Origin of the sequence: Caulobacter segnis (genome assembly GCF_023935105.1) — a bacterium.
Taxonomy (GTDB): Bacteria; Pseudomonadota; Alphaproteobacteria; order Caulobacterales; family Caulobacteraceae; genus Caulobacter; species Caulobacter segnis_B.
Window position 1 is genome coordinate 1,520,746 of record NZ_CP096040.1, and the last position, 22,087, is coordinate 1,542,832.

Here is a 22,087-nt window from a genome sequence, read left to right on the forward strand (position 1 = left end):
AGACCGGCGAGGGAGGAATTTCATGGCGCAGACCTTGTCCGGAGCGCTCGCCTGGTGGGCGCGGATGCGGCCCGACCAGCCGGCCGTCGTGCTGGGCGGCGAGACCCTGACCTACGCCGCCTACAAGGCCTGGTCCGACCGGGTGGCGGCCCTGCTGATCGCCGACGGCCTGGAGCCTGGCGACCGGGTGGCGATCTGCTCGCTGAACAGCCTGGCCTATTGCGCGCTGATCATGGGGATCATCCGGGCGGGCGGGATCGTGAGCCCGGTCAACTTCCGCTACACCGTGCGCGAGATCGGCGAGCTGTGCGAGGACACCGAGCCGCGCTTCGCCTTCGCCGCCCCCGAATTCGCCGACAGGATGCAAGTGGCGGGTCCGCCGGTGCGGGCTATGGCCGAAATCGAGGCCCTGCGCGAAGGCGAGCTTGCGCGGATCGATCGCGACGTCGATCCCGACGCCCGGGTGGTGATCATCGCCACCTCGGGCTCGACGGCCAAGCCCAAGGGCGTGGTCTTCACCAACCGCTCGATGACCGCCTACGCCGCCAATTGGGCGACCGAGGAGACCTCGACCGCGCCGGGTTCGCGGATCATCAGCCTGGCGCCGCTGAACACCTCGGCCGGCTTCGTGCAGCTGATGCACTACATCACCCAGGGCTGCTCGATCTTCATGGTCCCGCAGTTCGTGGCGGCCGACACGCTGAAGCTGATCGAGGAGCAGAAGATCACCTGCTTCGCGGCCGTGCCGGTATTCTTCGAGGCGATCGCGGCCCTGCCGGAGTTCGACGCGGCCGACCTGTCGTCGATCCGCCTGGCCACGGTCGGCGGGGCGCGGGTCAGCCGGGCGCTGCTGGAGCGTTACAAGGCCAAGGGCGTCATCCTGCGGCAGATCTACGGTCAGACCGAGGTGGGCGGCAACGCCACCATCATGCCCGCGCAGCTGGCCCTGGAAGAGCCAGACAAGTGCGGCTGGGGCGGCCTGTTCATCGACCTGCGGGTCGTGAGGTCCGACGGCTCGGACTGCGCGCCCGGCGAGACGGGCGAGATCCTGATGCGCTCGCCCGGGATGATGAAGGAATACTGGCGCAATCCCGAGGCCACGGCCCAGGCGATCCGCGACGGCTGGCTGCATTCGGGCGACATCGGCATGCTGGACGAGCGGGGCCTTCTGACCTTCGTCGACCGGTTGAAGGACCTGATCATCTCGGGCGGCCTCAACATCTCGGCCGCCGAGGTCGAGCGGGTGGTTTGCGAGTTCCACGGCGTCGTCGAGGCCCTGGTCATCGCCGCCCCGGACGCCAAGTTCGGCGAGACCCCGATGGTCGTTTATCACGGCCCGGTCGAGATCGATGTCGAGGCGCTGATCGCCCACTGCAACGAGAACCTCTCGAACTACAAGGTGCCGCGCTACGTGGCCTATTCGGCCGAGCCGCTGCCGCGCCTGGCCACCGGAAAACTGTCCAAGCCCGCCGTGCGTGAAGCCTATGCCGGCGCGCACCAGACCCTCGCTCGCGTCCGCTAAGGGAAGCCGCCGATGAACGCGCCCGCCAACATCACCGCCAACCAGCCGGCCCATGTTCCCGATCACCTGGTGTTCGACTTCGACATCTATGGCGATCCCCGGATCGGCCAGGACGTGCAGGGCGACTACGCCGCCGTCCTGGCCGACGCGCCCGATCTGTTCTGGACCAATCGCAACGGCGGCCACTGGATCGCCAAGGGCTTCGACGCCATCACCGCGGTGGTCACCGATCCCGAGCACTTCTCGGTGCGTGAGATGCAGATCCCGCGCGTGGAGAACCCGCCGTTCTTCATTCCGCTGAGCCTGGATCCACCCGAGAACCTGCCCTACCGCCGGGCGATGATGCCGATGTTCGGCCCCGTCGCGATCAAGGCCCTGGAGCCGCGCATCCGCGAGTGGGCAGCGGAGATCGTGGGCCGTGTCGCGGCCAAGGGCGCCTGCGACTTCCAGGTCGAGGTCTCGAAGATCTTCCCGGTGACGGTGTTCATGGAGCTGATGGGCATGGACCTGTCGCGGCTCCAGGAGTTCCGACACCTGGCCGAAGGTTTCTTCCAGGTCCAGAACGACGCCGCCGAACTGGGCCGGCTGTCGGGCCTGATCCTGGGCACGCTTAAGGCCCTGGTCGACGAGAAGCGCGCCAAACCCGACGACAAGCTGATGAGCCATTTCATCACGGTCGACATCGACGGACGCACCATGAGCGAGGATGAGATCCTGGCCATGAGCTTCGTGCTGTTCCTGGGCGGGATGGACACGGTGACCAACGTCACCGGCTTCGCCTTCCAGCAACTGGCCCAGATGCCCGACGTCCAGGCCCGCCTGGTCGCCGATCCCTCGTTGGCCCAGGCCTTCGCCGACGAGGCCGTGCGCCTGTACGGCGTGGTCAACACCCCGCGCCTGGTGGTCAAGGATCGCGACATCGGCGAGGCCCGCCTGCGCGAGGGTGAGATGGTGCTGAACATCCTGTGCGTCGGCAGCCGTGACCCGCGCAAGTTCGACGCGCCCAACGCCTTCGACCTGGACCGCAAGCGCGTTGCGCACCTGACCTTCTCGTCGGGGCCGCACCTGTGCGTCGGCCATGTGCTGGGCCGCGCCGAGATCAAGATCCTGGCCGAGGAGTGGACCCGGCGCATCCCGGTGTTCGAGCCCCAGCCCGGCGAGCGTCACGCCTTCCGCATGGGCACGGTGATGGCTCTGGAATCCCTGCCGCTGCGGTGGCCCGCGGCCTAGGGCCTCACGCGCCTTCGAACTGGACGCTGTCGCCGACCGGCTGGCCCAGCGAGCCTCGGCGATAGCGTTCGGCGACGCCGGTGAAGAAGATCCGCACCGTCTCCACGAACAGCGCTTCCTCGTCATCGAACGGGTTGGCGTCCAGGGCGCGCGCCAGGCGTGGCAGCTTCTCGCGATCGGCCTCGGGCATCGGCGGGATGCCGCGCGCCTGGGCGGCGGCGGCGAACAGGGCCGAGCCGAAGGTCAGCTTCTCGGTGCCCTCGATGACCGCCATGTGGAACTCGGGCGGGTAGGGGTCGCTGGCGGCGGCCTCGTTGTAGGCGCTCAAGAGCAGGTGGCGCGGGAAGAACTGCAGCATCAGCAGCGCCGCGTTCGGGTGGCGTAGCAGCGACCGCCGGGCCGAAACGCACAGCGTGACGATCCGCTCCTCATAGGGCAGCTCGGTCTTTTCCATGCCTGGCAGGTTCAGCAGCAGTAGGCGCGCCACTTCTTCCAGCAGCGCGGCCTTGTCGGCGAAGTGGTGGTACAGCGACGGCGCCTGCACGCCCATCTTGGTCGCCACCCGCGCCAGGCTGAACCCGGACAGTCCCACCTCGTCGATCACGGCCAGGGCCGCCACTGCGGCGCTGCTGCGGGAGATCAGGGGAGAGGAGGGGCGCGCCAAAAAACCGTTCCGAGCTACGACAGATTCTCATTTTCGCATCGCCGGTCCGCCGGCTCAAGCGGGCCGTGATCAAGTTCGCGCTTGCTGAATCTCAAGCGCCATAACGAATTTAATCAATCGATGAAGTAAAAATCATCAATTCCAGTTGACCCTGAATCTACGGCTATTAGGATTAGGTTTAGGTCCCGACAGTGGACCATGGGAGAGGGAGCTCCGGTATGACGGGGAAGGGTTTTCGCGTGGGCCTCATGGCGGCCTGCGCCACGTTCGCCCTGGGCGCAGAATGGGCGTTCGTCACGGGGGCGCGGGCAGACGAGACCACGGCGCAGGGCGCGGCGGTCGAGAAGCCGCCGGCCCAGTCGGTGACCTCGGTCGACGAGATCATCGTCACCGCGCGGCGTCGCGACGAGCGCCTGATCGACGCGCCCGTCGCCATCTCGGCGATCGGCGGCAAGGCCCTGGCCAACTATTCGGTCACGCGGGTGTCGGACCTGGCGACGATGGTGCCCAGCCTGATCGCCGGCAAGGCGGCCTCGGGTTCGTCGGCCAGCATCTTCCTGCGCGGGGTCGGCTCGACGGCGCTCAGCGCCGGCTTCGACCAGTCGGTGTCGTTCGTGATGGACGGCCTGCCGATGAGCCGGGGCCGCGAACTCAGCCTGCCGCAGTACGACGTCCAGCGCGTCGAGGTCCTGAAGGGCCCGCAGGCCCTGTTCTACGGCAAGAACACCACGGGCGGCCTGATCAGCATCGTCACCAACGGTCCGACGGCCACGCCCGAAGCCGGGGTCAAGGCCGGCTACGGCTTCAAGGCCAGGGACCGCTATGTCGAGGGCTACGTCTCGGGCCCGCTCAGCGACACGCTGCGCGCCCGCCTCGCCGGCCGCTACTCGAAGTCGGACGGCGCCTTCACCAACAGCGCCGCCGAGACCTATACCGATCCGCTGGGCATGCAGCGCCACCGCAACGCCGACCGGCGCGGCGGCCAGGAGGTGTTCAGCGTCCGGGGCTCGGTCGACTGGGACGCCTCCGAGAACCTGACCTTCCAGCTCAAGGCTGGCCTGACCGACCTGAAGGACGGCGGCCCGACCGACGTGCTGGAGCGCATCTGCGGCGGCGGCCGCACCACGCCGTTCGCGGCCAACGGCATCCCGCCCAGCCCCAATGCCGACTGCAAGATCAACGGGGTGAGCGACAGCTCGAGCATCCCGACTCAGGTGGCCCAGGCCAACTACCGCTACGCCCGCGACGGCAGGATGTACGCCGACTTCGCCTCGCAGTTCGCGGCCCTGACCAGCAACCTGACCGTGGGCAAGTTCGGGATCACCTCGATCACGTCGTACTACCACTTCAAGCAGACCGACCTGAACAACGTCTCGGGCGAGGCCTATCCCGCCACCTTCTCGCAACTGGCCGACTTCGAGCAGTTCGCCGAGGAGGTGCGCTTCCAGTCGAAGTTCGAAGGGCCGTTCAACGTGCTGTTCGGCGCCTTCTATTCGAAGGGCGATTTCGACTTCAACACCGACGCCTACATCTTCCCGGTGCCGCTGGATCCCAGCACCGGCACCTACACAACCTTCAAGCGCGACAACGGCTTCAAGAGCGAGTCCTTCTCGGTCTTCGGCGAAGGCACGCTCAACGTGTCGGACAAGATCGAACTGGCCGGCGGCGCGCGCTGGTCGCACGAGGCGCGAGATTCCTACCAGTTCTCGCTGCCAGCCCATATCGCCTTCGCGGCGGCTTTCCCGGGCAACATCCGCTTCAAGGACAAGTTCAAGGACGACAACCTCTCGCCGCAGATCAGCGTCCGCTACAAGCCCGAGGCCGACACCACGCTCTACGCGGCCTACAAGCAGGGCTTCAAGTCAGGCGGCTTCAACATCTCGCAGGCGCTGAGCCCGACCGCGAGCGTCGACGCCGGCCGCTTCGGCAGCGAGACGGCCGAGGGCGGCGAGGTCGGTCTGCGCACCATCCAATTCGGTCACGACCTGTCGCTGAACGTCACCGCGTTCCAGTACACCTACAAAGACCTGCAGGTTCAGACCTTCGATCCACAGTCGGTGTCGCTGATCGCCGACAACGCCGGAAAGCTGCGCACCCGCGGTGTCGAGGGCGACTTCAACTATCGCGTCTCGGCGGCGCCGGGTCTGAGCGTGCGTGGGGCGGTGGCCTATAACGACGTGCAGTACATGGACTATGTCGGCCAGTGCTACAGCGGCCAGACGATCGCCCAGGGCTGTAACCAGCAACTGGTCGCCGGCGCCTTCACGGCCCAGAACTATGACGGCCGCACGCCGCCCAAGGCGCCCAAGTTCGCCGGGCGGCTCGGGGCCAGCTACGAGCGCGAGCTGTCGTCCAGCGCCACCCTTCGCCTGTCCGGCGATGTCAGCCGCACGGCCAAGTATAATTTCACCGACACCCTGCGTCCCGATGGCGTGCAGCCGGCCTTCACCAAGGTCGACGCCTCGATCAGCGTCAGCGGACCCGAGGACCGGTGGACCCTGGCCCTGATCGGCAAGAACCTGACCAACGAACTGGTGGTCACCTCGGCCAACGACATCCCGTTCGCGGGCGGCACGGGCACGGGGACCAACACCGGCGTCCTGGCCGACATGTCGGCCTTCGTCGAGAACCCGCGCGAGATCCTGCTGGAGCTGTCGCTGAAGTTCTGACGACCGCCAGCTGCGAGCGGACGCTCCCTCGTCCGCTCGCCCCACCTTCCGACACACCGAAAGACCCCAGTGCCCAGCCTGACCGTAATCACCCGTGACGATACCCGGCGCGAGATCCAGGCCGAGGTCGGCCTCAGCGTCATGGAGAACATCCGCCGCGCCGGGTTCGACGAACTGGTGGCCCTGTGCGGCGGCTGCTGCTCGTGCGCGACCTGCCACGTCTATGTTCGGCCCGAGGACCTGGCCCGGCTGCCGCCCATGGCCGGCGACGAGAACGACCTGCTGGACAGCTCCGAGCATCGCACCGACCGCTCGCGCCTGTCCTGCCAGCTGAAGTTCGAGGCGGGCCTGGATGGCCTGGAAGTGGCGATCGCGCCCGAAGACTGATCCGCCTTTGACATCGGGAGACCAGGCCATGGCCGAGTACGACTACGTGATCGCCGGCGCCGGGGCGGCCGGCTGCGTGCTGGCCTATCGGCTGAGCCAGGACCCGTCGGTGCGGGTGGCGCTGATCGAGGCCGGGCCGCGCGACAATCACCCTTTCATCTCCATGCCCAAGGGCCTGGCCAAGGTGATGCAGGATCCCAAGCACCTGTGGGCCTACGCCAGCCGTCCTGAGGCCTCGACCGCCGGCCAGTCCGAGGTTTGGGTGCGCGGCCGCGTGCTGGGCGGCTCCACCTCGGTCAACGGCATGATGTACGTGCGCGGTCAGCCGGCGGACTTCGAGGCCATCGCCGAGCTCTCCAGCGACGACTGGCGCTGGGAGCATATCCAGGCGGCCTATCGCGCCCTGGAGGACCACGAGCTGGGTGCCGACGCCTCGCGGGGCGCGGGCGGACCGCTGAAGGTCTCGATGCCGACCTTGAAGGACCGGCTGTCGGCCGCCCAGGTGGCGGCGGGCCAGGCGCTGGGCTGGAAGGTGAAGACCGACGTCAACGCCCCCGACGACGCGGTCTCGATCGGCTACGCGCCGCGCACCATCCACAAGGGCAAGCGCCAGAGCGCGGCCACGGCCTTCCTCCGCCCGATCGAGAGGCGGGCGAACCTCTCGATCTTCACCGAATGCACGGTCGCCCGCGTGCTGTTCGAGGACAAGCGCGCGGTCGGCGTCGAGGCGCTGCACAACGGCGTGACCGAGACGATCAGGACCCGCCGCGAGGTGATCGTCTGTGGCGGGGCCATGGCCAGCCCGGCCATCCTGGAGCGCTCTGGCGTCGGCGACGCGGCGCGGTTGACCAAGCTGGGAATCCCGATGGTCCACGACAATCCGGAGGTCGGCGAGGGCCTGATCGAGCACCGCGGCGTCATTATGCAGTGGCGGCTGAAGCAGCAGGTCTCGCAGAACCGCGAGTTCTCCGGCTGGCGTCTACTGCGAGCCACGGCGCGCTACTACCTGACCGGCGACGGACCGATGTCGTCGGCGGCCTACGAACTGGGCGGCTGGTTCAAGACGCGACCGGGCCTTAGCCGCCCCGACGCCCAGATGCTGATCGCGCCCTACAGCTTCGACATGGCCAAGCAGCGCACGGCGCTGGAACCGTTCCCGGGCATGAACGCGGTCGTCTATCCGCTGCGTCCGACCTCGCGCGGCAGCATCCATATCGAGACCACGGACCCGGACGCGGCGGCCACCTTCGCCCCCAACTACCGGGCCACCGAGCAGGACCGCCAGGCGATGGTCGGGGCGATCCGGGTGATGCGCGACTACGCCGCCCAGGCCCCCCTGGCCGAGCTGATCGCCGAGGAGACCATGCCGGGTCCGGCCGTCCGGACCGACGCCGAGATCCTCGACGCCTACGACCGCTACGGCACCTGCGGCTATCACGCCGTGGGCAGTTGCCGGATGGGCTCGGACCCGCGCGCGGTGGTCGATCCCAGGCTGCGGGTGCGGGGTGTCACGGGCCTGCGGGTCATGGACACCTCGATCATGCCGGCCATTCCCGCCGGCAACACCAACGGCCCGACCATGGCCATGGCCTGGCGCGCCGCCGACCTGATCCTGGCGGATGCGAAGGCGGCGGCATGAGCTTCGACCACGTCCAGCTTAAGGACGCCCTGCTGGGGCGGCTGTCGAGCGTCGGCCAGAGCGAGGCCTGGCGCGAGTTGCACGCGGCCGGGGTCACCGGCCTGCGGATCCCCGAGACGCAGGGCGGGCTTGGCCTGGCCTTCGCCGACGCCGAGCCGGCGCTGGAGGCGCTGGGCGAGCTGTGCCTGCCTACGCCCTTCCTCGAGACGGGGATCATCGCCGCCGGCCTGATGGCGCGAACGCCGACGGCGCAAGGCGACGCCCTGCTCGGGAATATGGTTCGCGACGGCGTGGTCGTGGCGATCGCCGGGCTGGAGACAAGCGACCGGATTACGGCCACACCAGACGGCGATGTCTGGCGCCTGCGCGGCGAGGCCAAGGTGGTGGTCGACGCCCTGTCGGCGCGAACGCTGCTTGTAGTCGCGGACGCGGGCGTCTTCCTGGTCGATCCACGCGCGGCGGGTCTTTCGATACGTCCGGTGGCGACGATCGACGGGCGGATGGCAGCGGACGTGACCTTCGCCGGCGCCGAGGCGGCGTCGCCGATCACGGCCGATCTGGATCTCGTCCGCGACGAGGCCGTCGCGGCGATCTGCGTCGAGGCGGCCGGCCTGATGCGGCGTCTGGTGCGCGACACCGTCGACTACGCCAGGCAGCGCCGGCAGTTCGACCAGCCGTTGGGCGGGTTCCAGGTGGTGCGGCATCGCCTGGTCGACATGAACATTCAGGCGCGTCGCGCCAAGGCCATCGCCCGTCGCGCCGTGTTGGTGATCGAGGGCGATCCGATCGTCCGGTCTCGCCTGGTCAGCGCCGCCAAGGTCACCATCTGCCGCGCCGGCCGCTTCGTCGGCCAGAACGCGGTGCAGCTGCACGGCGGCATGGGCATGACGGAGGAACTGCCGGTCGGGCGCTGCTTCAAGCGGCTGACCGTGATCGAGGGGCAGCTGGGCGGGGCGGATCACCATCTGACGAGGTTCTCGGTGACTGGCGCGGCGGCCTGACCGCCGCGCCGTTTTTCACCGCTAAAGGGCCAGCTCCGCCTTCGCGAGGATGTCGCGCTGGATCTCGTTGGCGCCGGCATAGATCGTTCCGGCCCGTTCGTTCAGATAGCGCAGCGGCGCGATCGCCTGCCAGGTCTCGCCGCTGGCGTAGTCGTCAAGCGGCAGGGGATGGCCGATGACCGGGCCACCGGGGACGGCGACGCCCGGCTGCCAGGCGCGAGCCAGGGGCCGGCCGCCTCGAGGACCAGTTCGGTCACGCGCTGCTGCAGCTCGGTGCCCAGGATTTTCATCATCGAGGCGTCGGTCCCGATCGCCTTGTCGGCCGAGAGGGCCGAGAGGATTTCGGCCTCCAGGGCGTCCAGCACCTCGACCTCGATCTCGGTCTCGGCGACGCGAGCGGCCAGCAGGGGATTGGCCGCCAGCGCCTCGGCGGCGTGACGGCGAAGGGCGTCCAGCTTGATCCGCAGCTCGGGCGCGTAGGCGCTGCCGCCGCGCTCGTATTCCAGGAGATATTTGGCAACCGTCCAACCCTGGTCGATCCCGCCGACGACATTGGTCGCCGGCACGCGGACCGCGTCGAAGAACACCTGGTTCTGCACCGCCTCTCCAGACGACATGACGATCGGGCGCACGGTGACGCCGGGGCTCTCCATGTCGATCAGCAGAAAGGTGATGCCCTGCTGCTTGCGGCCGCTGGCGTCGGTGCGGACCAGGCAGAACATCCAGTTGGCGACATTGGCGTGGGTGGTCCAGATCTTGGTCCCGGTGCAGACCAGATCGTCACCGTCGCGCTCGGCCTTCATGGCCAGCGCGGCCAGGTCCGAACCGGCCTGCGGCTCTGAATAGCCCTGGCACCACAGGTGCTCGCCGCTCAGCATCCGGGGCAGCAAGAACGCCTTCTGGGCCGGATCGCCGAACGCCATGATCGCCGGGCCCACCATGTTGATGCCCAACGGCGAGGTCGGCGCCCCGGCCAGCAGCCGTTCGCGCGTGAAGATGTAGCGCTGCACCGCCGACCAGCCACAGCCGCCGTACTCGACGGGCCACGACGGCGCGGCCCAGCCCTGCGCGTGCAGCAGGGCCTGCCATTCCAGCTGGGCCTCGTGGTCGCAATAGACGCTGGTCATCAGCGTCCCCGCGCGCCGCAGCTTCGGCGTCAGGGCGCGATCCAGGAAGGCGCGGACCTCGTCCCGAAAGGCCGCGTCCTGGGGCGACAGCGCCGCGGTCATTCGGCCGCCGCCTTGGCCGGCGTCTTGGGGATGTAGATCGCCTTGGGGCGGGTGAATTCCAGGAGGCCTGGGAGGCCGTTCTCCTGGCCGAAGCCCGACTGCTTGGCCCCAGCCAGCGGGGTGAACGGCGTCGACTGGAGGTTCTGGTTGATCCACACCGTGCCGGTGTCCAGGCGGTGGGCGATGGCCGTGGCCTGCGCGACATCGGCCGACCACACGGCCCCGGCCAGGCCGTACTCGGTGTCGTTGGCGCGGCGGACCACGTCGTCGATGTCGCTGAACTTCAGCAGCGGCAGCACCGGGCCGAACGCTTCCTCGGTGACCACGCGGGCGTCGTCGGGCGGATTGTCGACCAGAGTCAGGGGCACGAAGTAGCCGCGTTCGGGCACCGCGCCGCCCTCTAGCAGGGTCAGGCCCTCGCGGCGGGCCTCGTCGATCAGGCCCAGGACCCGGCGGTACTGCGGCTCGTTCTGCACGGGGCCATAGCGCACGCCCTGCTGGGTCCCGTCGCCGACCGGCAGATCCTTGGCCAGCTGGTGCAGGCGATCGCGCAGGCGGTCGTAGATGTCCTCGTGGATGAACAGGCGCTTGGTCGCCACGCAGACCTGGGCGGTGTTGTGGAAGGCGCCTTCGAACAGCTGGGCCGCCACCGCGTCGACATCGACGTCGGGCAGCACGATGGCCGCGTCGTTGCCGCCCAGCTCCAGGGTGATGCGCTTGAGGTCGCGGGCGGCGCTCTCCATCACCCGGCGGCCGGTGGCGGTGGAACCAGTGAACGAGATCTTGGCGAAGCTCTTGTGGGTGGTCATCAGCGGACCCAGCTCGTCGCCGCCGCAGAGGACGTTCAGCACGCCCGGCGGGAAGACGTCGGCCAGCAGCTCGCCGATCCGCAAGGTGGTCAGGGGCGTGAACGGCGACGGCTTCACGACGATGGTGTTGCCGGCCATCAGGGCCGGGCCGATCTTCCAGATCGCCAACAGCACCGGGAAGTTCCACGGCACGATGGCGCAGACCACGCCTAGCGGCACGTGGTGCACCTCGATCCGGCGGGTGGCGCTGTCCTCGGTGACGTCGACCGGGATGTCCAGCATGGTCCCGGCCTTCAGCCACATGGCCGCGCCCTTGATCTCGGCTGTCGCGCCGGGCAGGGGGCGGCCTTGCTCGCGGGTGAACAGCGCGGCCAGCTCGGCGGCGTGGTCGTCGATGATCTGGGCGGCCTTCAGCAATAGGGCCTTGCGTTCCGCAACGGGAGCGCGGCTCCACTCCTTGAACGCCCGTTCGCCGGCGGCCACGGCGCGATCCAGATCGCCGGCGTCGGCGGCCGGCGCCTGGGCGAACACCTCGCCCGTGGCGGGGTTTCGGACGTCGATCGTGGCGGCGGTTCGCACCGCCTCGCCGTCGATGGTCAGGGCGTAGGTCTGGTCGGATGGGGTCGACATGAACGTGATCTCCTCGCCGTTGTCGCCTTTGGGATGCATCGCCCCGCGGCTGCTTGTCGGTTCAATCTAATGACGTTAGATAAAATCGAAATCAAGATGGCCTGAAGGCCTCGGGAGGAGAGAATGATGACCGACCAGGGAGCCCTTCGCGGCGGCTGCAACTGTGGCGCCGTGCGTTACGAGGTCACTTCGCCGCCGCTGGCGGTGATCGCCTGCCACTGCACCAGCTGCCGCCGGCAGTCGGGCGCGGCCTTCTCTGTCAATCTCGTCGTGCGGGCCGACACGATGAGCGTCGAGGGCGAACTGGCCAGCTGGCTGGACCCCGACACCGAGAGTGGCGCGCCGATCGAGCGACAGTTTTGCGGCCAGTGCGGCTCGCCGATCCGCTCGGTCCCGACGGCGGCCCCGAAGATGATCGCGCTGAAGGCCGGGACGTTGGACGCGCCGGAACCCTTCGCCCCGCAGATGCACATCTGGACCCGCTCGGCCCTGCCGTGGGCGACCATTCCCGAAGGCTTGCCGCGCCTCGAGAAGGGACCGGCGGCGTGAGCGGCGAGGTCGACCGTCCGTTGGCCGGGATCCGGGTCGTCGACCTGGTGAACGGCCCGCTGGCCGCGATCACCCGTTATCTGGCGGAGCTGGGCGCGAGCGTCACGCGGGTGGACGACAGCCGGGCCGAGGATGTCGTGGACGACCTCGTCGCCAATGTCGGCAAGCGGCGCGCGGGCGCTCTGTCCGACGATCTGCTGGAAGGCGCCAACGTCATCGTGTTCGACGCGGGCCGTGCGCTGGACCTCGCCAGCCTGCGCGCCCGTCGCCCGGCGCTGGTGAGCATGGCGGTCAGCGACTTCGGGACCGACACCAGCTTGTCGGGCTGGAAGGCCAGCGACCTCGTGCTGCACGCCCTCAGCGCCGAGCTGTCGCGCTCGGGGATCAAGGGCCGCGCCCCGCTGCCGCCGCCCGGCCAGCTGGCCTATCAGTGCGCCGCATCACAGGCCGCCTACGCCCTGACGGTGTCGCTCTATCACGCCCTGCGCACGGGGACGGGCGACCATCTGGACTTCTCGGCCCTGGACGGCGCGGTGCAGGCGCTGGACCCCGGCTACGGCATCAACGGCAGCGCCACTCTGGGCAAGCCGGCCCACCTGCTGCCCCGCGACCGACCGCTCAAGGGTTTCCAGTATCCGATCCTGCCGTGCGCCGACGGCCATGTGCGCATCTGCCTGCTGGCCAAGCGCCAGTGGCAGGGCATGTTCCGCTGGATGGGCTCGCCCGAGGCCTTCGCCTCGCCGGAGTTCGAGAAGACCGGTGTGCGCTACAAGTCGCCCGACCTGATCCCGGCCATCGCCGCCTTCTTCGCCGGCCAAACCCGCGCGAACCTGGAACGGGACGGCCAAGCGCACGGCGTGCCGATCTCGGCGGTCCTGGATCTCGACGAGTTCATGGCCTGCGACCATGTCGTGGCGCGGCAGGCCGTGATCGAGGTCGATGGGGTCAAGCTGCCCAATGGCGTCGTGACCATCGACGGCGCGCGGATGGCGCCTGCCGTCGCCTCGTCGAAGGCGCAAGCCTGGCCCGAGCCTGTCGCGCCGTCCGCGCGCGCCTTCGAGGGGCTGAAGGTGCTGGACCTGGGCGTCATCGTCGTCGGGGCCGAACAGGGCCGCCTGCTGGCCGACCAGGGCGCGGAGGTAATCAAGGTCGAGAGCCGCGCCTTTCCGGACGGCAGCCGCCAGTCCTATCTATCCTACGGCCTGTCGGGCAGCTTCGCGGCCGGTCACCGCAACAAGCGCAGCCTGGGTCTGAACATTCGCGATCCAGAGGGGCGGGCGCTGTTCCTGGAGATGGCGGCGCAGGCCGACGTCATCCTGTCCAACTTCAAGCCGGGGGTGATGGAGAGCCTGGGGATCGACCACGCGACGCTCTCGGCGATCAACCCACGCATCGTCATGTCCGACAGCTCGGCTTTCGGCGCGACCGGGCCGTGGGCCGAGCGGATGGGCTACGGCCCTCTGGTCCGCGCGGCCACCGGCCTGACCCGCGCCTGGCGTTACGATGACGATCCGGAAAGCTTCAGCGACTCGATCACCATCTATCCCGACCACGTGGCGGGCCGGATCGGCGCCATGGCGGTGACGGCCTTGCTGATCCGCCGCCTGCGCACCGGCCGCGGTGGCCGCGCCAGCGTCGCCCAGTCAGAGGTCATGCTGAGTCACTTCGCGGCCGAGGTCGCCCGGGCCTCGCATGGGCGCGCGCCGCCGCCGGAGGCTTGGCGCGACGGTGTCTTCCCCGCCGCCGGCGACGACGAATGGTGCGTGGTCAGTTTACGGAGCGAGGCCGATCGACACGCCCTGCGCCGCGTCGTCGGCGCCCAGGACGAGGCGTCCGTCGGCGCGTGGATCGCGGAGCGATCGGCTGACGCGGCCATGGAGACGCTGCAGGCCGCCGGCGTCGCGGCGGCGCGGATGCTGCGCGTCTCGGACCTGACCGATTTCGCCTACTACCGCGAGCGCGGCTTCTATCGGGTCGAGCGCCATCCCTACCTGGCCGAGCCGGTAGTGGCCGAGCGCGCGCATGTCGCCAGCAAGGCGCTGGATGACGCCTGCGTCGCGCCGGCGCCGCTGGCCGGAGAGCATACCGCCGAGGTCGCCGCCGACTGGCTGGGTCTGGATGACCCTCGCATCGCGGCCCTGGTCGCGGCCGGGGTCCTGGAGCCCGTGGATGACGAAACTCTGGCCGCCGCCCGGGTTGGGGGCGGAGACGCAGCGGAAAAGCGGCAAACGGCTTGACGATATTTAATCGAACAATTAATCGCTGACTTAACAAGGTTCAGGGAGGAGCCGAAAATGGCCGAGGCACTGATCATCGACGCCGTCCGCACGCCCCGCGGCGTGGGCAAGGTGGGGAAGGGCGCTTTGGCCCACCTGCATCCCCAGCACCTGGCCGCCACAGTCCTGAAGGCGATCGCCGAGCGCAACGCGCTGAACACGGCCGAGGTCGACGACGTGATCTGGTCGACCTCGACCCAGAAGGGCAAGCAGGGCGGCGACCTGGGCCGCATGGCGGCGCTGGACGCCGGCTACGACATCAAGGCCTCGGGCATGACGCTTGACCGCTTCTGCGGCGGCGGCATCACCACGGTGAACCTGGCGGCCGCCCAGATCATGAGCGGCATGGAGGACCTGATCGTCGCCGGCGGCGTCGAGATGATGAGCCTGACCGCGGCCATGGCCGCCCAAGAGCAGGCGGCCGGCTTCCCGCCCGGCCTGATGGGCTCGGGAAACGCCCACCTCGACGAACTGCATCCTCAGTCGCACCAGGGCGTCTGCGGCGATGCCATCGCCAGCCTGGAAGGCATCAGCCGCGAGGACCTCGACGCCCTGGGTCTGGAGAGCCAGAAGCGCGCCGCCCGCGCCATCGCCGAGAACCGCTTCGCCAAGTCGATCGTGCCGGTGCTGGGCGAGGACGGCCAGGTGGCGCTGGATCGCGACGAATATCCGCGTCCCGAGACGACCGCCGAAGGCTTGGCCGCGCTGAAGCCGGCCTTCACGGCCCTGGCGGACTTTCCGTACGACGAGAAGGGCGCGACCTTCCGCAAGCAGATCAATCGCCGCTATCCGGACCTGAAGATCGAGCACGTGCATCACGCCGGCAATTCGTCGGGCGTGGTGGACGGCGCGGCGGCGGTGCTGCTGGCCTCGCGCGACTATGCGGAAAAGCGCGGCCTGAAGGCCCGCGCCCGCGTCGTGGCCATGGCCAATATGGGCGACGATCCGACCCTGATGCTGAACGCCCCCGTGCCCGCCGCCCGCAAGGTGCTGGCCAAGGCCGGCCTCAAGGTCGAGGACATCGACCTCTGGGAGATCAACGAGGCCTTCGCCGTCGTCGCCGAGAAGTTCATCCGCGATCTGAAGCTCGATCGCGCCAAGGTCAACGTCAATGGCGGCGCCATCGCCCTGGGCCACCCGATCGGGGCCACCGGCGCGATCCTGATCGGCACGGTGCTGGACGAGCTGGAACGCACCGGCGGCCGCTACGGCCTGGTCACCATGTGCGCCGCCGGCGGCATGGCCCCGGCCATCATCATCGAACGCCTCGAAGCCTGAACGGAAGCACCATGAAACTCGACAACACCGTCGCCGCCGTCGTCACTGGTGGCGCTTCGGGCCTGGGCGAGGCCACGGCCCGGGCCCTGGCCGCCCAGGGTGTCAAGGTCGCCATCTTCGACATGAACGAGGGGCGGGGCGAAGAGGTCGCGCGGGAGATCGGCGGCGTGTTCTGCAAGGTCAACGTGACCAGCGACGCCGATGTCGACGCCGGTTTCGAGAAGGCCCGCGCGGCTCACGGCCAGGAGCGGATCCTGGTCAACTGCGCCGGCACCGGCAACGCCGCCAAGACCGCCAGCCGCGACAAGGCCACCGGCGAGACCAAGCACTTCCCGCTCGACGCCTTCGACCGCATCATTCAGATCAACCTGGTCGGTACGTTCCGCTGCATCGCCAAGTCGGCCAAGGGCATGCTGGACCTGGAACCGCTGGAGGACGGCGAGCGCGGCGCGATCGTCAACACCGCCAGCGTCGCGGCCGAGGACGGCCAGATGGGGCAGGCGGCCTATTCCGCCTCGAAGGGCGGCGTGGTGGGCATGACCCTGCCGATCGCCCGCGACCTGATGGGCGAGGGCATCCGGGTCAACACCATCCTGCCGGGGATCTTCAACACCCCGCTGATGAACGGCGCGCCCGAAGCGGTGAAGGCCGGTCTGGCCGCGAGCGTGCCGTTCCCCAAGCGCCTGGGCAATCCCGAGGAATACGCCCAACTGGCGGTGACCATGATCACCTGCGGCTACTTCAACGGCGAGGACGTGCGCCTGGACGGCGGCATCCGCATGGCCCCACGGTAGAGAGAGAATCCGAGGGGAAGAGACATGAGCAAGACCCAGCGACTGGCCGGCCGTACGGTGCTGGTCACCGGCGCCTCCTCGGGGATCGGGGCGCGGTTCGCCCGCATCGTAGCCGCCGAGGGCGCGGCGGTGGTGATCGGCGCGCGCCGCGTCGATCGGCTGCGCGCTCTGAGCGAGGAGATCGTGGCGGCGGGCGGCAAGGCCCTGGCCGTGGCGCTGGACGTCGCCGACGAGGCCTCGACGATCGCCGCCTACGACGCCGCCGAAGCCGCCTTCGGCCCGGTCGACGGGGTGGTGGCCAATGCCGGCATCCAGGCCGAGGGCCTGGCCGCCGACATCGCCGTCGAGGACTTCGATCAGGTATTCGCGGTCAATGTTCGCGGTGTGTTCCTGACCGCTCGCGAGGGCGCCAGACGCATGCGGTCGGCGGGCGTGGCCGAGCGGGGCCGCATCGTGCTGGTGTCGTCGATCACCGCGAAGATGATCACCCCGGGCGTCACCGCCTACAGCGCCTCCAAGGCCGCCGTCAGCCATATGGGCCGTCATCTCGCGCGCGAGTGGGCGCGGACGGGTCCCAACGTCAACAACCTGTGTCCCGGCTACATCAAGTCGGAACTGGCCGGCGACTGGTTCGACACCGAGGGCGGTCACAAGCAAATGAGCAAGTGGCCGCGTCGGCGGATCCTGGACGAAGACGCCCTGGATCCCATGCTGGTCTATCTGCTGTCGGACGAGAGCAAGGGCGTCACCGGCGCGGACTTCACCATCGACGACGGTCAGTCGCTATGAGCGTCCACGACGCCGCCCGGGGCGCCGCGATCGCCGCCAAGGTCGAGGCCTTCGTGCGCGAGGTCGTAGTCCCCTACGAGCAGGACCCCAGGCGCGGCGCCCACGGTCCCTCGGACGCGCTGATCGCCGAGCTGCGCGGCAAGGCCAAGGCGGCCGGGGTGCTGACCCCGCACATCCTGGCCGATGGCGCGCACCTCTCGCACCGTGAGACGGCCCAGGTTCTGCGCGCCGCCGGCCTGTCGACCCTTGGCCCGCAGGCGGTCAATGTCGCCGCGCCGGACGAGGGCAACATGTACCTGCTGGGCAAGGTCGCCTCGACCGAGCAGCGGGCGCGGTTCCTGGAGCCACTGGTGACGGGGACGGCGCGTTCGGCCTTCTTCATGACCGAGCCGGCGGCCGAGGGCGGCGCGGGTTCGGACCCGTCGATGCTGATGACCACGGCGCGCCAGGATGGCAATCACTGGATCATCGATGGCCGCAAGGCCTTCATCACCGGCGCCGAAGGGGCCAGGGTCGGCATCGTCATGGCCAAGGCCGAGGCCGGCGCCACGCTGTTCCTGGTCGACCTGCCCGATCCCGCCGTCCGCATCGAGCGGGTGTTGGACACCATCGACAGTTCCATGCCCGGCGGCCACGCGGTGGTGGCGATCGAGGACCTGCGTGTCTCGGCCGACCAGGTGCTGGGCCAGCCGGGCGAGGGCTTCAAGCTGGCCCAGATGCGCCTGGCCCCGGCCCGCCTGACCCACTGCATGCGCTGGCTTGGCGCCTGTGTTCGCGCCAATGAGATCGCCACGGCCTACGCCGTCAAACGCCACGCCTTCGGCAAGCCGTTGATCGACCACGAGGGCGTCGGCTTCATGCTGGCCGAAAACCTGATCGCGCTGAAACAGGCCGAGTTGATGATCGACTGGTGCGCCGACGTGCTGGATGGCGGATCGCTCGGCACCGCCGAAAGCTCGATGACCAAGGTCGCCGTCAGCGAGGCGCTGATGGGCATAGCCGACCGCTGCGTCCAGGTGATGGGCGGCACGGGCGTCACCGGCGACACCATCGTCGAGCAGGTGTTCCGCGAGGTCCGCGCCTTTCGCATCTACGATGGCCCGACCGAGGTCCACAAATGGAGCCTGGCCAAGAAGATCAAGCGCGACGCGGCCAGCCAGCTATGAGCGGCGCCACCGTCGCCGTCCGCGACAACGCCCGCTTCGACACGGCCGCCCTGGAACGCTGGTTGGCCGCGAACGTGCCGGGCTTCTCGGGCCCGATGAGTGTCGAGCAGTTCGCCGGCGGCCAGTCCAACCCGACCTTCCGCCTGACGACGCCGAAGCGCGCCTACGTCATGCGCCGCAAACCGCCGGGGCAGCTGCTGAAGGGCGCTCACGCCGTCGATCGCGAGGCGCGGGTCATGCGAGCGCTCGAGGGGGCGGGCTTTCCGGTCCCCCACGTCCACGCCCTGTGTCAGGACGACAGCATCATCGGCTCGTGGTTCTACGTCATGGATCTGGTCGAGGGGCGGATCTTCTGGGACGGCGACTTCCCCGGTGTGGCGCGCGAAGGCAAGGCCGCGCACCTGGACGCCATGAACGCGACCCTGGCCCAGCTGCACGGCCTGGACCCCGTCGCGATCGGGCTCTCCGACTACGGACGACCCGACGGCTACCTGCGCCGCCAGATCGAGCGGTGGTCGCGCCAGTACCGCGAGGACGACCTGGCCGGACGCACCGCCGACCTGGACTTCCTGGTCGAGTGGCTGCCGACCCGTGCGCCGACCGACGAGGCGGTGAGCGTCGTCCATGGCGACTTCCGCATCGACAACATGGTCTTCCATCCCGAGCGGCCCGAGGTCATCGCGGTGCTGGACTGGGAGCTGTCGACCCTTGGCCATCCGGTCGTCGACTTCGCCTATAACCTGATGATGTACCGCGCCCCGGCCGCCATGCGCTGGAGCCTGGTGGGGCGGGACCTGGACGCGCTGGGCTATCCGGACGAGGCCGCCTATGTCGCCGCCTATCTGCGCCGTACCGGCCGGACACAGATCGCCGACCTCGAGGTCCATGTCGCCTTCAACCTCTTCCGGCTGGCGGCGATTATCCACGGCATCAAGGGGCGGATGCTGCGCGGCAACGCCGCCTCGGCCGACGCCGCCGGCATGGTCGCCCACATGGACACCTTGGCGGCTACGGCGCGCCAGGTGGCCGAGGATTGGGAGAGGGGAAGGCGCTAGACGTCTAGCGCCCCGTCCACTTCGGCGGTCGCTTCTGGGCGAAGGCCAGCGGCCCTTCTCGGACATCGGCCGACCGGAACAGCGCCTTGACCGCCGGATAGCCCGACTGGTTGCGATAGGCGTCGGCCAGGGTCGGCTCGTCCAGGCCCTTGTTGACCGTCTGCTTGGAGGCGCGGATCGACATCGGGCTGTTGGCCAGGATGTCCTGGGCCCAGCGGCGGGCGAGCGCCATGACCTCTCCGGCCGGGGCGACCTCGTTGACGAAGCCCAGCTCCAGGCCCTCGCGGGCGGCCACCCGGCGACCGGTCAGGATCATGCCCATGGCCCGCTTCAGGCCGATCAGCCGCGGCAGGCGGTGCAGCCCCCGGCTAGGGCGGCCAGGCCGACCTTCGGCTCGGGCAGCGCGAAGACAGCCTCTTCCGAGGCCACGATCAGGTCGCAGGCCAGGGCGATCTCGAACCCGCCGCCCATGGCCAGGCCGTTGACCGCGGCGATCACCGGCTTGTCCAGGTCGAAGCGCGCCGTCAGGCCCGCGAAGCCCGTGACCGGTGGATCGATCGGCTGGCCCTTGGCCATGGCCTCCGCGGTGAACTTCAGATCGTTGCCGGCCGAGAAGGCCTTGTCGCCGGCCCCGGTGATGATCGCCACCCACTGGTCCGGATCGGCGGCGAAGTCGTCGAAGATCTCGGCCAGCTCGGCGTTGGCGGCCGGGTGCAGGGAATTCATCACGTCGGGCCGGTCGATGGTGACGATGGTCAGAGGACCCTCGCGCTCGACCTTGCTGAACCGGCGGGGACGGTCGGCGAGCGTGCGTCTGGCGCCGGCCTCCCAGGTCAATTTGCCGAACGGATCGAGGCGGGTGTGGCCCTCGGCCCCGATCGCCGAGCGCTCGGTCGAGAGCAGCAGGTCCATGGACGCGGCGTCGTCCGGCGCGACGCGGGCCATAAGGCGCTCGCCGGCGGGCGTGCGGCCGATGACGATCCCGTCCAGCGGCGCGCCGTCGCGGCCGAAGCGGACGGTGTAGGTCTCAATGGTCGCCGGACCGTCGTGGCGCGCGACCAGCGGCGGGACCGGGCCGCGCAGGGCGTCGGCCTTGTCCTGCACGGAATAGTCCTGGGCCAGGTCGTGGGCCGGCGCCTGGGTTCCGACGATCAGGGCGTGGTGCTTGTTGACGTAGCCGCCCTGGCCGTAGAGCAGGCCCAGGTCCCCCGGATGCTCGCGCAGCCGCCGCACCATCGCCGCCGCCGCGTGGCCCATGTAGTTGTTCAGCGGCGCCCCGAAGAACGTCAGGCCGCCCGTCACCGTCGGGGCGGCGTCGCCGTCCTGCAGGCCCAGCGTCCGCAGCGCCAACTTCGGCACCACGGGGAAGCAGCTATAGAGCTCCATGTGCTTGAAGTGATCGGCCCCGCCGGCCTGGGCCGCGGCGTCCTCCAGCACCACCTGTTGGGCGGTCGAGTGGGTGTAGGCGTCTCGCAGCAGATAGTCCTCGGGCTCGCGCGCGGCGGCGCCGCCCCAGATGTGGACGATCTTGTCCTCCGGCACGCCCAGCTCGCGGGCCAGGGCCAGGCTGGTGACCAGGATGGCGGCGGTCTGGTTCACCTGCGGATTGGCGACCATCAGCTTGGGATAGGGCCAGCTTATCATTCGATTTTCGGCGGTCACGGTCCCGATCGTCGCCGCGTCCGGCGCCGTCTTGATCCAGGCGTTGGGATTGCTTGCCGCGACCTGGGCGTAGCGGGCCCAAAGAGCGGCGGACTCGGCCTGGGCCTGCGCCGGCGTCTGGCCCCAGGCATGCTGGGCGGCCATCTCGTAGAACGGATAGACCTGGGCTGGGTCGTGCATGCCGAGGTCGGTCGCCGGTGGGCTCATGGCGAAGCGGCTGGACGGGAAGCGCACGGCCTCCTCGCGCGAGGCTATCGGCGTCCAGGGCGGCATGATCTTGTCGCGCTGGGCGCGGGTGGCGCTGTGGGTGGCCTCGCCCCCGACGATGGCGGCCGCCTGCTGTTCGCCCCGGGCGATGGCCACGGCGGCGTCGTGGATCAGCCGGATCGGCGTCTCGCCGCCCATGCTGGCGTTGGTCTTGCGGGCCGGATCGACGCCCAACTGCTTGGCCAGCAGCCCGACCGGGTCGGCGTAACGCCACGAGACCAGGCCCACCAGGTCCAGCGAGTCCAGGCGCGAGAGCACTGCGCCGCTGCCCGCGTCCGCCTCGGCCGCCTTCAGGGCCTGGGCCATCAGGGCGACCGGCTCCAGGGCCTGGGCGGGGCTTTCGGGACGGTCGACGGCCTCGCCGACGCCGATGATCACCGGAACCAGATGAGGGTCTCGCATGGGGCCTCCCTTGAGGTCGCCGTCCTGCCGGGCGGTCGCTCTTACGGCTGTTTGAATACTCGTTTAATC

Annotated in this window: 16 protein-coding genes and 1 pseudogene; 13 read left to right on the forward strand and 4 right to left on the reverse strand. The window is 69.4% G+C overall.

Translation table 11 applies throughout. The features are described 5' to 3' along the window. Positions 1–22: 22 nt before the first annotated feature. Both MZV50_RS07510 and MZV50_RS07515 read left to right on the forward strand, forming a co-directional pair. Positions 23–1,522 (forward strand): class I adenylate-forming enzyme family protein, encoded by a 1,500-nt coding sequence (locus MZV50_RS07510; protein WP_252633791.1) that lies wholly within the window; start codon positions 23–25, stop codon positions 1,520–1,522. Positions 1,523–1,534: 12 nt separating this feature from the next. Further along, on the forward strand, positions 1,535–2,752 hold the full coding sequence (locus MZV50_RS07515) for a cytochrome P450 (protein ID WP_252633792.1): 1,218 nt from the start codon (positions 1,535–1,537) through the stop codon (positions 2,750–2,752). Between the two features lie 4 nt (positions 2,753–2,756). Here MZV50_RS07515 and MZV50_RS07520 read toward each other — a convergent pair whose 3' ends face one another. Further along, the gene (locus tag MZV50_RS07520; protein ID WP_252633793.1) at positions 2,757–3,416 is read right to left on the reverse strand and encodes a TetR/AcrR family transcriptional regulator; all 660 of its coding nucleotides are present in this window, start codon (positions 3,414–3,416) and stop codon (positions 2,757–2,759) included. Between the two features lie 218 nt (positions 3,417–3,634). Between MZV50_RS07520 and MZV50_RS07525 the strand changes: the two genes are divergently transcribed. The 4 genes from MZV50_RS07525 to MZV50_RS07540 all read left to right on the forward strand — a co-directional run bounded on the left by MZV50_RS07525 (position 3,635) and on the right by MZV50_RS07540 (position 9,112). Continuing rightward, a complete protein-coding gene (locus MZV50_RS07525; protein WP_252633794.1) occupies positions 3,635–6,085 on the forward strand; it encodes a TonB-dependent receptor in 2,451 nt (816 codons plus the stop codon). Positions 6,086–6,154: 69 nt separating this feature from the next. Continuing rightward, positions 6,155–6,472, forward strand: a complete 318-nt coding sequence (locus MZV50_RS07530) for a 2Fe-2S iron-sulfur cluster-binding protein (protein WP_252633795.1) — start codon at positions 6,155–6,157, stop codon at positions 6,470–6,472. Between the two features lie 28 nt (positions 6,473–6,500). Next, positions 6,501–8,111, forward strand: coding sequence for a GMC family oxidoreductase (locus MZV50_RS07535; RefSeq protein WP_252633796.1), 1,611 nt, complete (start codon positions 6,501–6,503; stop codon positions 8,109–8,111). Next, on the forward strand, positions 8,108–9,112 hold the full coding sequence (locus MZV50_RS07540) for an acyl-CoA dehydrogenase family protein (RefSeq protein ID WP_252633797.1): 1,005 nt from the start codon (positions 8,108–8,110) through the stop codon (positions 9,110–9,112). Before MZV50_RS07535 ends, MZV50_RS07540 begins: the two co-directional genes overlap by 4 nt. 101 nt (positions 9,113–9,213) lie before the next feature. Here MZV50_RS07540 and MZV50_RS07545 read toward each other — a convergent pair whose 3' ends face one another. Together MZV50_RS07545 and MZV50_RS07550 are read right to left on the reverse strand one after the other, a co-directional pair. After that, the gene (locus MZV50_RS07545; protein WP_252633798.1) at positions 9,214–10,341 is read right to left on the reverse strand and encodes an acyl-CoA dehydrogenase family protein; all 1,128 of its coding nucleotides are present in this window, start codon (positions 10,339–10,341) and stop codon (positions 9,214–9,216) included. After that, the gene (locus MZV50_RS07550) at positions 10,338–11,780 is read right to left on the reverse strand and encodes an aldehyde dehydrogenase family protein (RefSeq protein ID WP_252633799.1); all 1,443 of its coding nucleotides are present in this window, start codon (positions 11,778–11,780) and stop codon (positions 10,338–10,340) included. The genes MZV50_RS07545 and MZV50_RS07550 overlap by 4 nt, the downstream gene beginning before the upstream one ends. 126 nt (positions 11,781–11,906) lie before the next feature. Between MZV50_RS07550 and MZV50_RS07555 the strand changes: the two genes are divergently transcribed. Genes MZV50_RS07555 through MZV50_RS07585 form a run of 7 tightly spaced genes read left to right on the forward strand, consistent with a single transcriptional unit; the run spans position 11,907 to position 19,687 of the window. Beyond that, entirely contained in the window at positions 11,907–12,329 is a 423-nt protein-coding gene (locus MZV50_RS07555; RefSeq protein ID WP_252633800.1) for a GFA family protein, read from the forward strand. Beyond that, a complete protein-coding gene (locus MZV50_RS07560) occupies positions 12,326–14,566 on the forward strand; it encodes a CaiB/BaiF CoA-transferase family protein (RefSeq protein WP_252633801.1) in 2,241 nt (746 codons plus the stop codon). The genes MZV50_RS07555 and MZV50_RS07560 overlap by 4 nt, the downstream gene beginning before the upstream one ends. A 57-nt stretch (positions 14,567–14,623) precedes the next feature. Then, positions 14,624–15,883, forward strand: a complete 1,260-nt coding sequence (locus tag MZV50_RS07565; RefSeq protein WP_252633802.1) for an acetyl-CoA C-acetyltransferase — start codon at positions 14,624–14,626, stop codon at positions 15,881–15,883. 11 nt (positions 15,884–15,894) lie between these two features. Continuing rightward, positions 15,895–16,677, forward strand: coding sequence for an SDR family NAD(P)-dependent oxidoreductase (locus MZV50_RS07570; RefSeq protein ID WP_252633803.1), 783 nt, complete (start codon positions 15,895–15,897; stop codon positions 16,675–16,677). A gap of 24 nt (positions 16,678–16,701) precedes the next feature. Next, positions 16,702–17,466 carry an SDR family NAD(P)-dependent oxidoreductase gene (locus MZV50_RS07575; RefSeq protein WP_252633804.1) on the forward strand — a complete coding sequence of 255 codons (765 nt, stop codon included), beginning with the start codon at positions 16,702–16,704 and terminating at the stop codon, positions 17,464–17,466. After that, entirely contained in the window at positions 17,463–18,632 is a 1,170-nt protein-coding gene (locus MZV50_RS07580) for an acyl-CoA dehydrogenase family protein (RefSeq protein ID WP_252633805.1), read from the forward strand. The genes MZV50_RS07575 and MZV50_RS07580 overlap by 4 nt, the downstream gene beginning before the upstream one ends. Beyond that, complete coding sequence (locus MZV50_RS07585; RefSeq protein ID WP_252633806.1) at positions 18,629–19,687, forward strand: phosphotransferase; 1,059 nt, start codon at positions 18,629–18,631, stop codon at positions 19,685–19,687. Before MZV50_RS07580 ends, MZV50_RS07585 begins: the two co-directional genes overlap by 4 nt. Positions 19,688–19,691: 4 nt before the next feature. Here the strand turns inward: MZV50_RS07585 and MZV50_RS07595 are convergent. Continuing rightward, a pseudogene (locus tag MZV50_RS07595) lies at positions 19,692–22,018 on the reverse strand (enoyl-CoA hydratase-related protein). Positions 22,019–22,087 lie beyond the last annotated feature (69 nt).

Coding starts and splice junctions, on each gene's coding strand:
- MZV50_RS07525 (WP_252633794.1), top strand. CDS start 3,635: ATGACGGGGAAGGGTTTTCGCGTGGGCCTCATGGCGGCCTGCGCCACG.
- MZV50_RS07570 (WP_252633803.1), top strand. CDS start 15,895: ATGAAACTCGACAACACCGTCGCCGCCGTCGTCACTGGTGGCGCTTCG.
- MZV50_RS07510 (WP_252633791.1), top strand. CDS start 23: ATGGCGCAGACCTTGTCCGGAGCGCTCGCCTGGTGGGCGCGGATGCGG.
- MZV50_RS07565 (WP_252633802.1), top strand. CDS start 14,624: ATGGCCGAGGCACTGATCATCGACGCCGTCCGCACGCCCCGCGGCGTG.
- MZV50_RS07575 (WP_252633804.1), top strand. CDS start 16,702: ATGAGCAAGACCCAGCGACTGGCCGGCCGTACGGTGCTGGTCACCGGC.
- MZV50_RS07550 (WP_252633799.1), bottom strand. CDS start 11,780: ATGTCGACCCCATCCGACCAGACCTACGCCCTGACCATCGACGGCGAG.
- MZV50_RS07555 (WP_252633800.1), top strand. CDS start 11,907: ATGACCGACCAGGGAGCCCTTCGCGGCGGCTGCAACTGTGGCGCCGTG.
- MZV50_RS07535 (WP_252633796.1), top strand. CDS start 6,501: ATGGCCGAGTACGACTACGTGATCGCCGGCGCCGGGGCGGCCGGCTGC.
- MZV50_RS07580 (WP_252633805.1), top strand. CDS start 17,463: ATGAGCGTCCACGACGCCGCCCGGGGCGCCGCGATCGCCGCCAAGGTC.
- MZV50_RS07545 (WP_252633798.1), bottom strand. CDS start 10,341: ATGACCGCGGCGCTGTCGCCCCAGGACGCGGCCTTTCGGGACGAGGTC.
- MZV50_RS07540 (WP_252633797.1), top strand. CDS start 8,108: ATGAGCTTCGACCACGTCCAGCTTAAGGACGCCCTGCTGGGGCGGCTG.
- MZV50_RS07515 (WP_252633792.1), top strand. CDS start 1,535: ATGAACGCGCCCGCCAACATCACCGCCAACCAGCCGGCCCATGTTCCC.
- MZV50_RS07585 (WP_252633806.1), top strand. CDS start 18,629: ATGAGCGGCGCCACCGTCGCCGTCCGCGACAACGCCCGCTTCGACACG.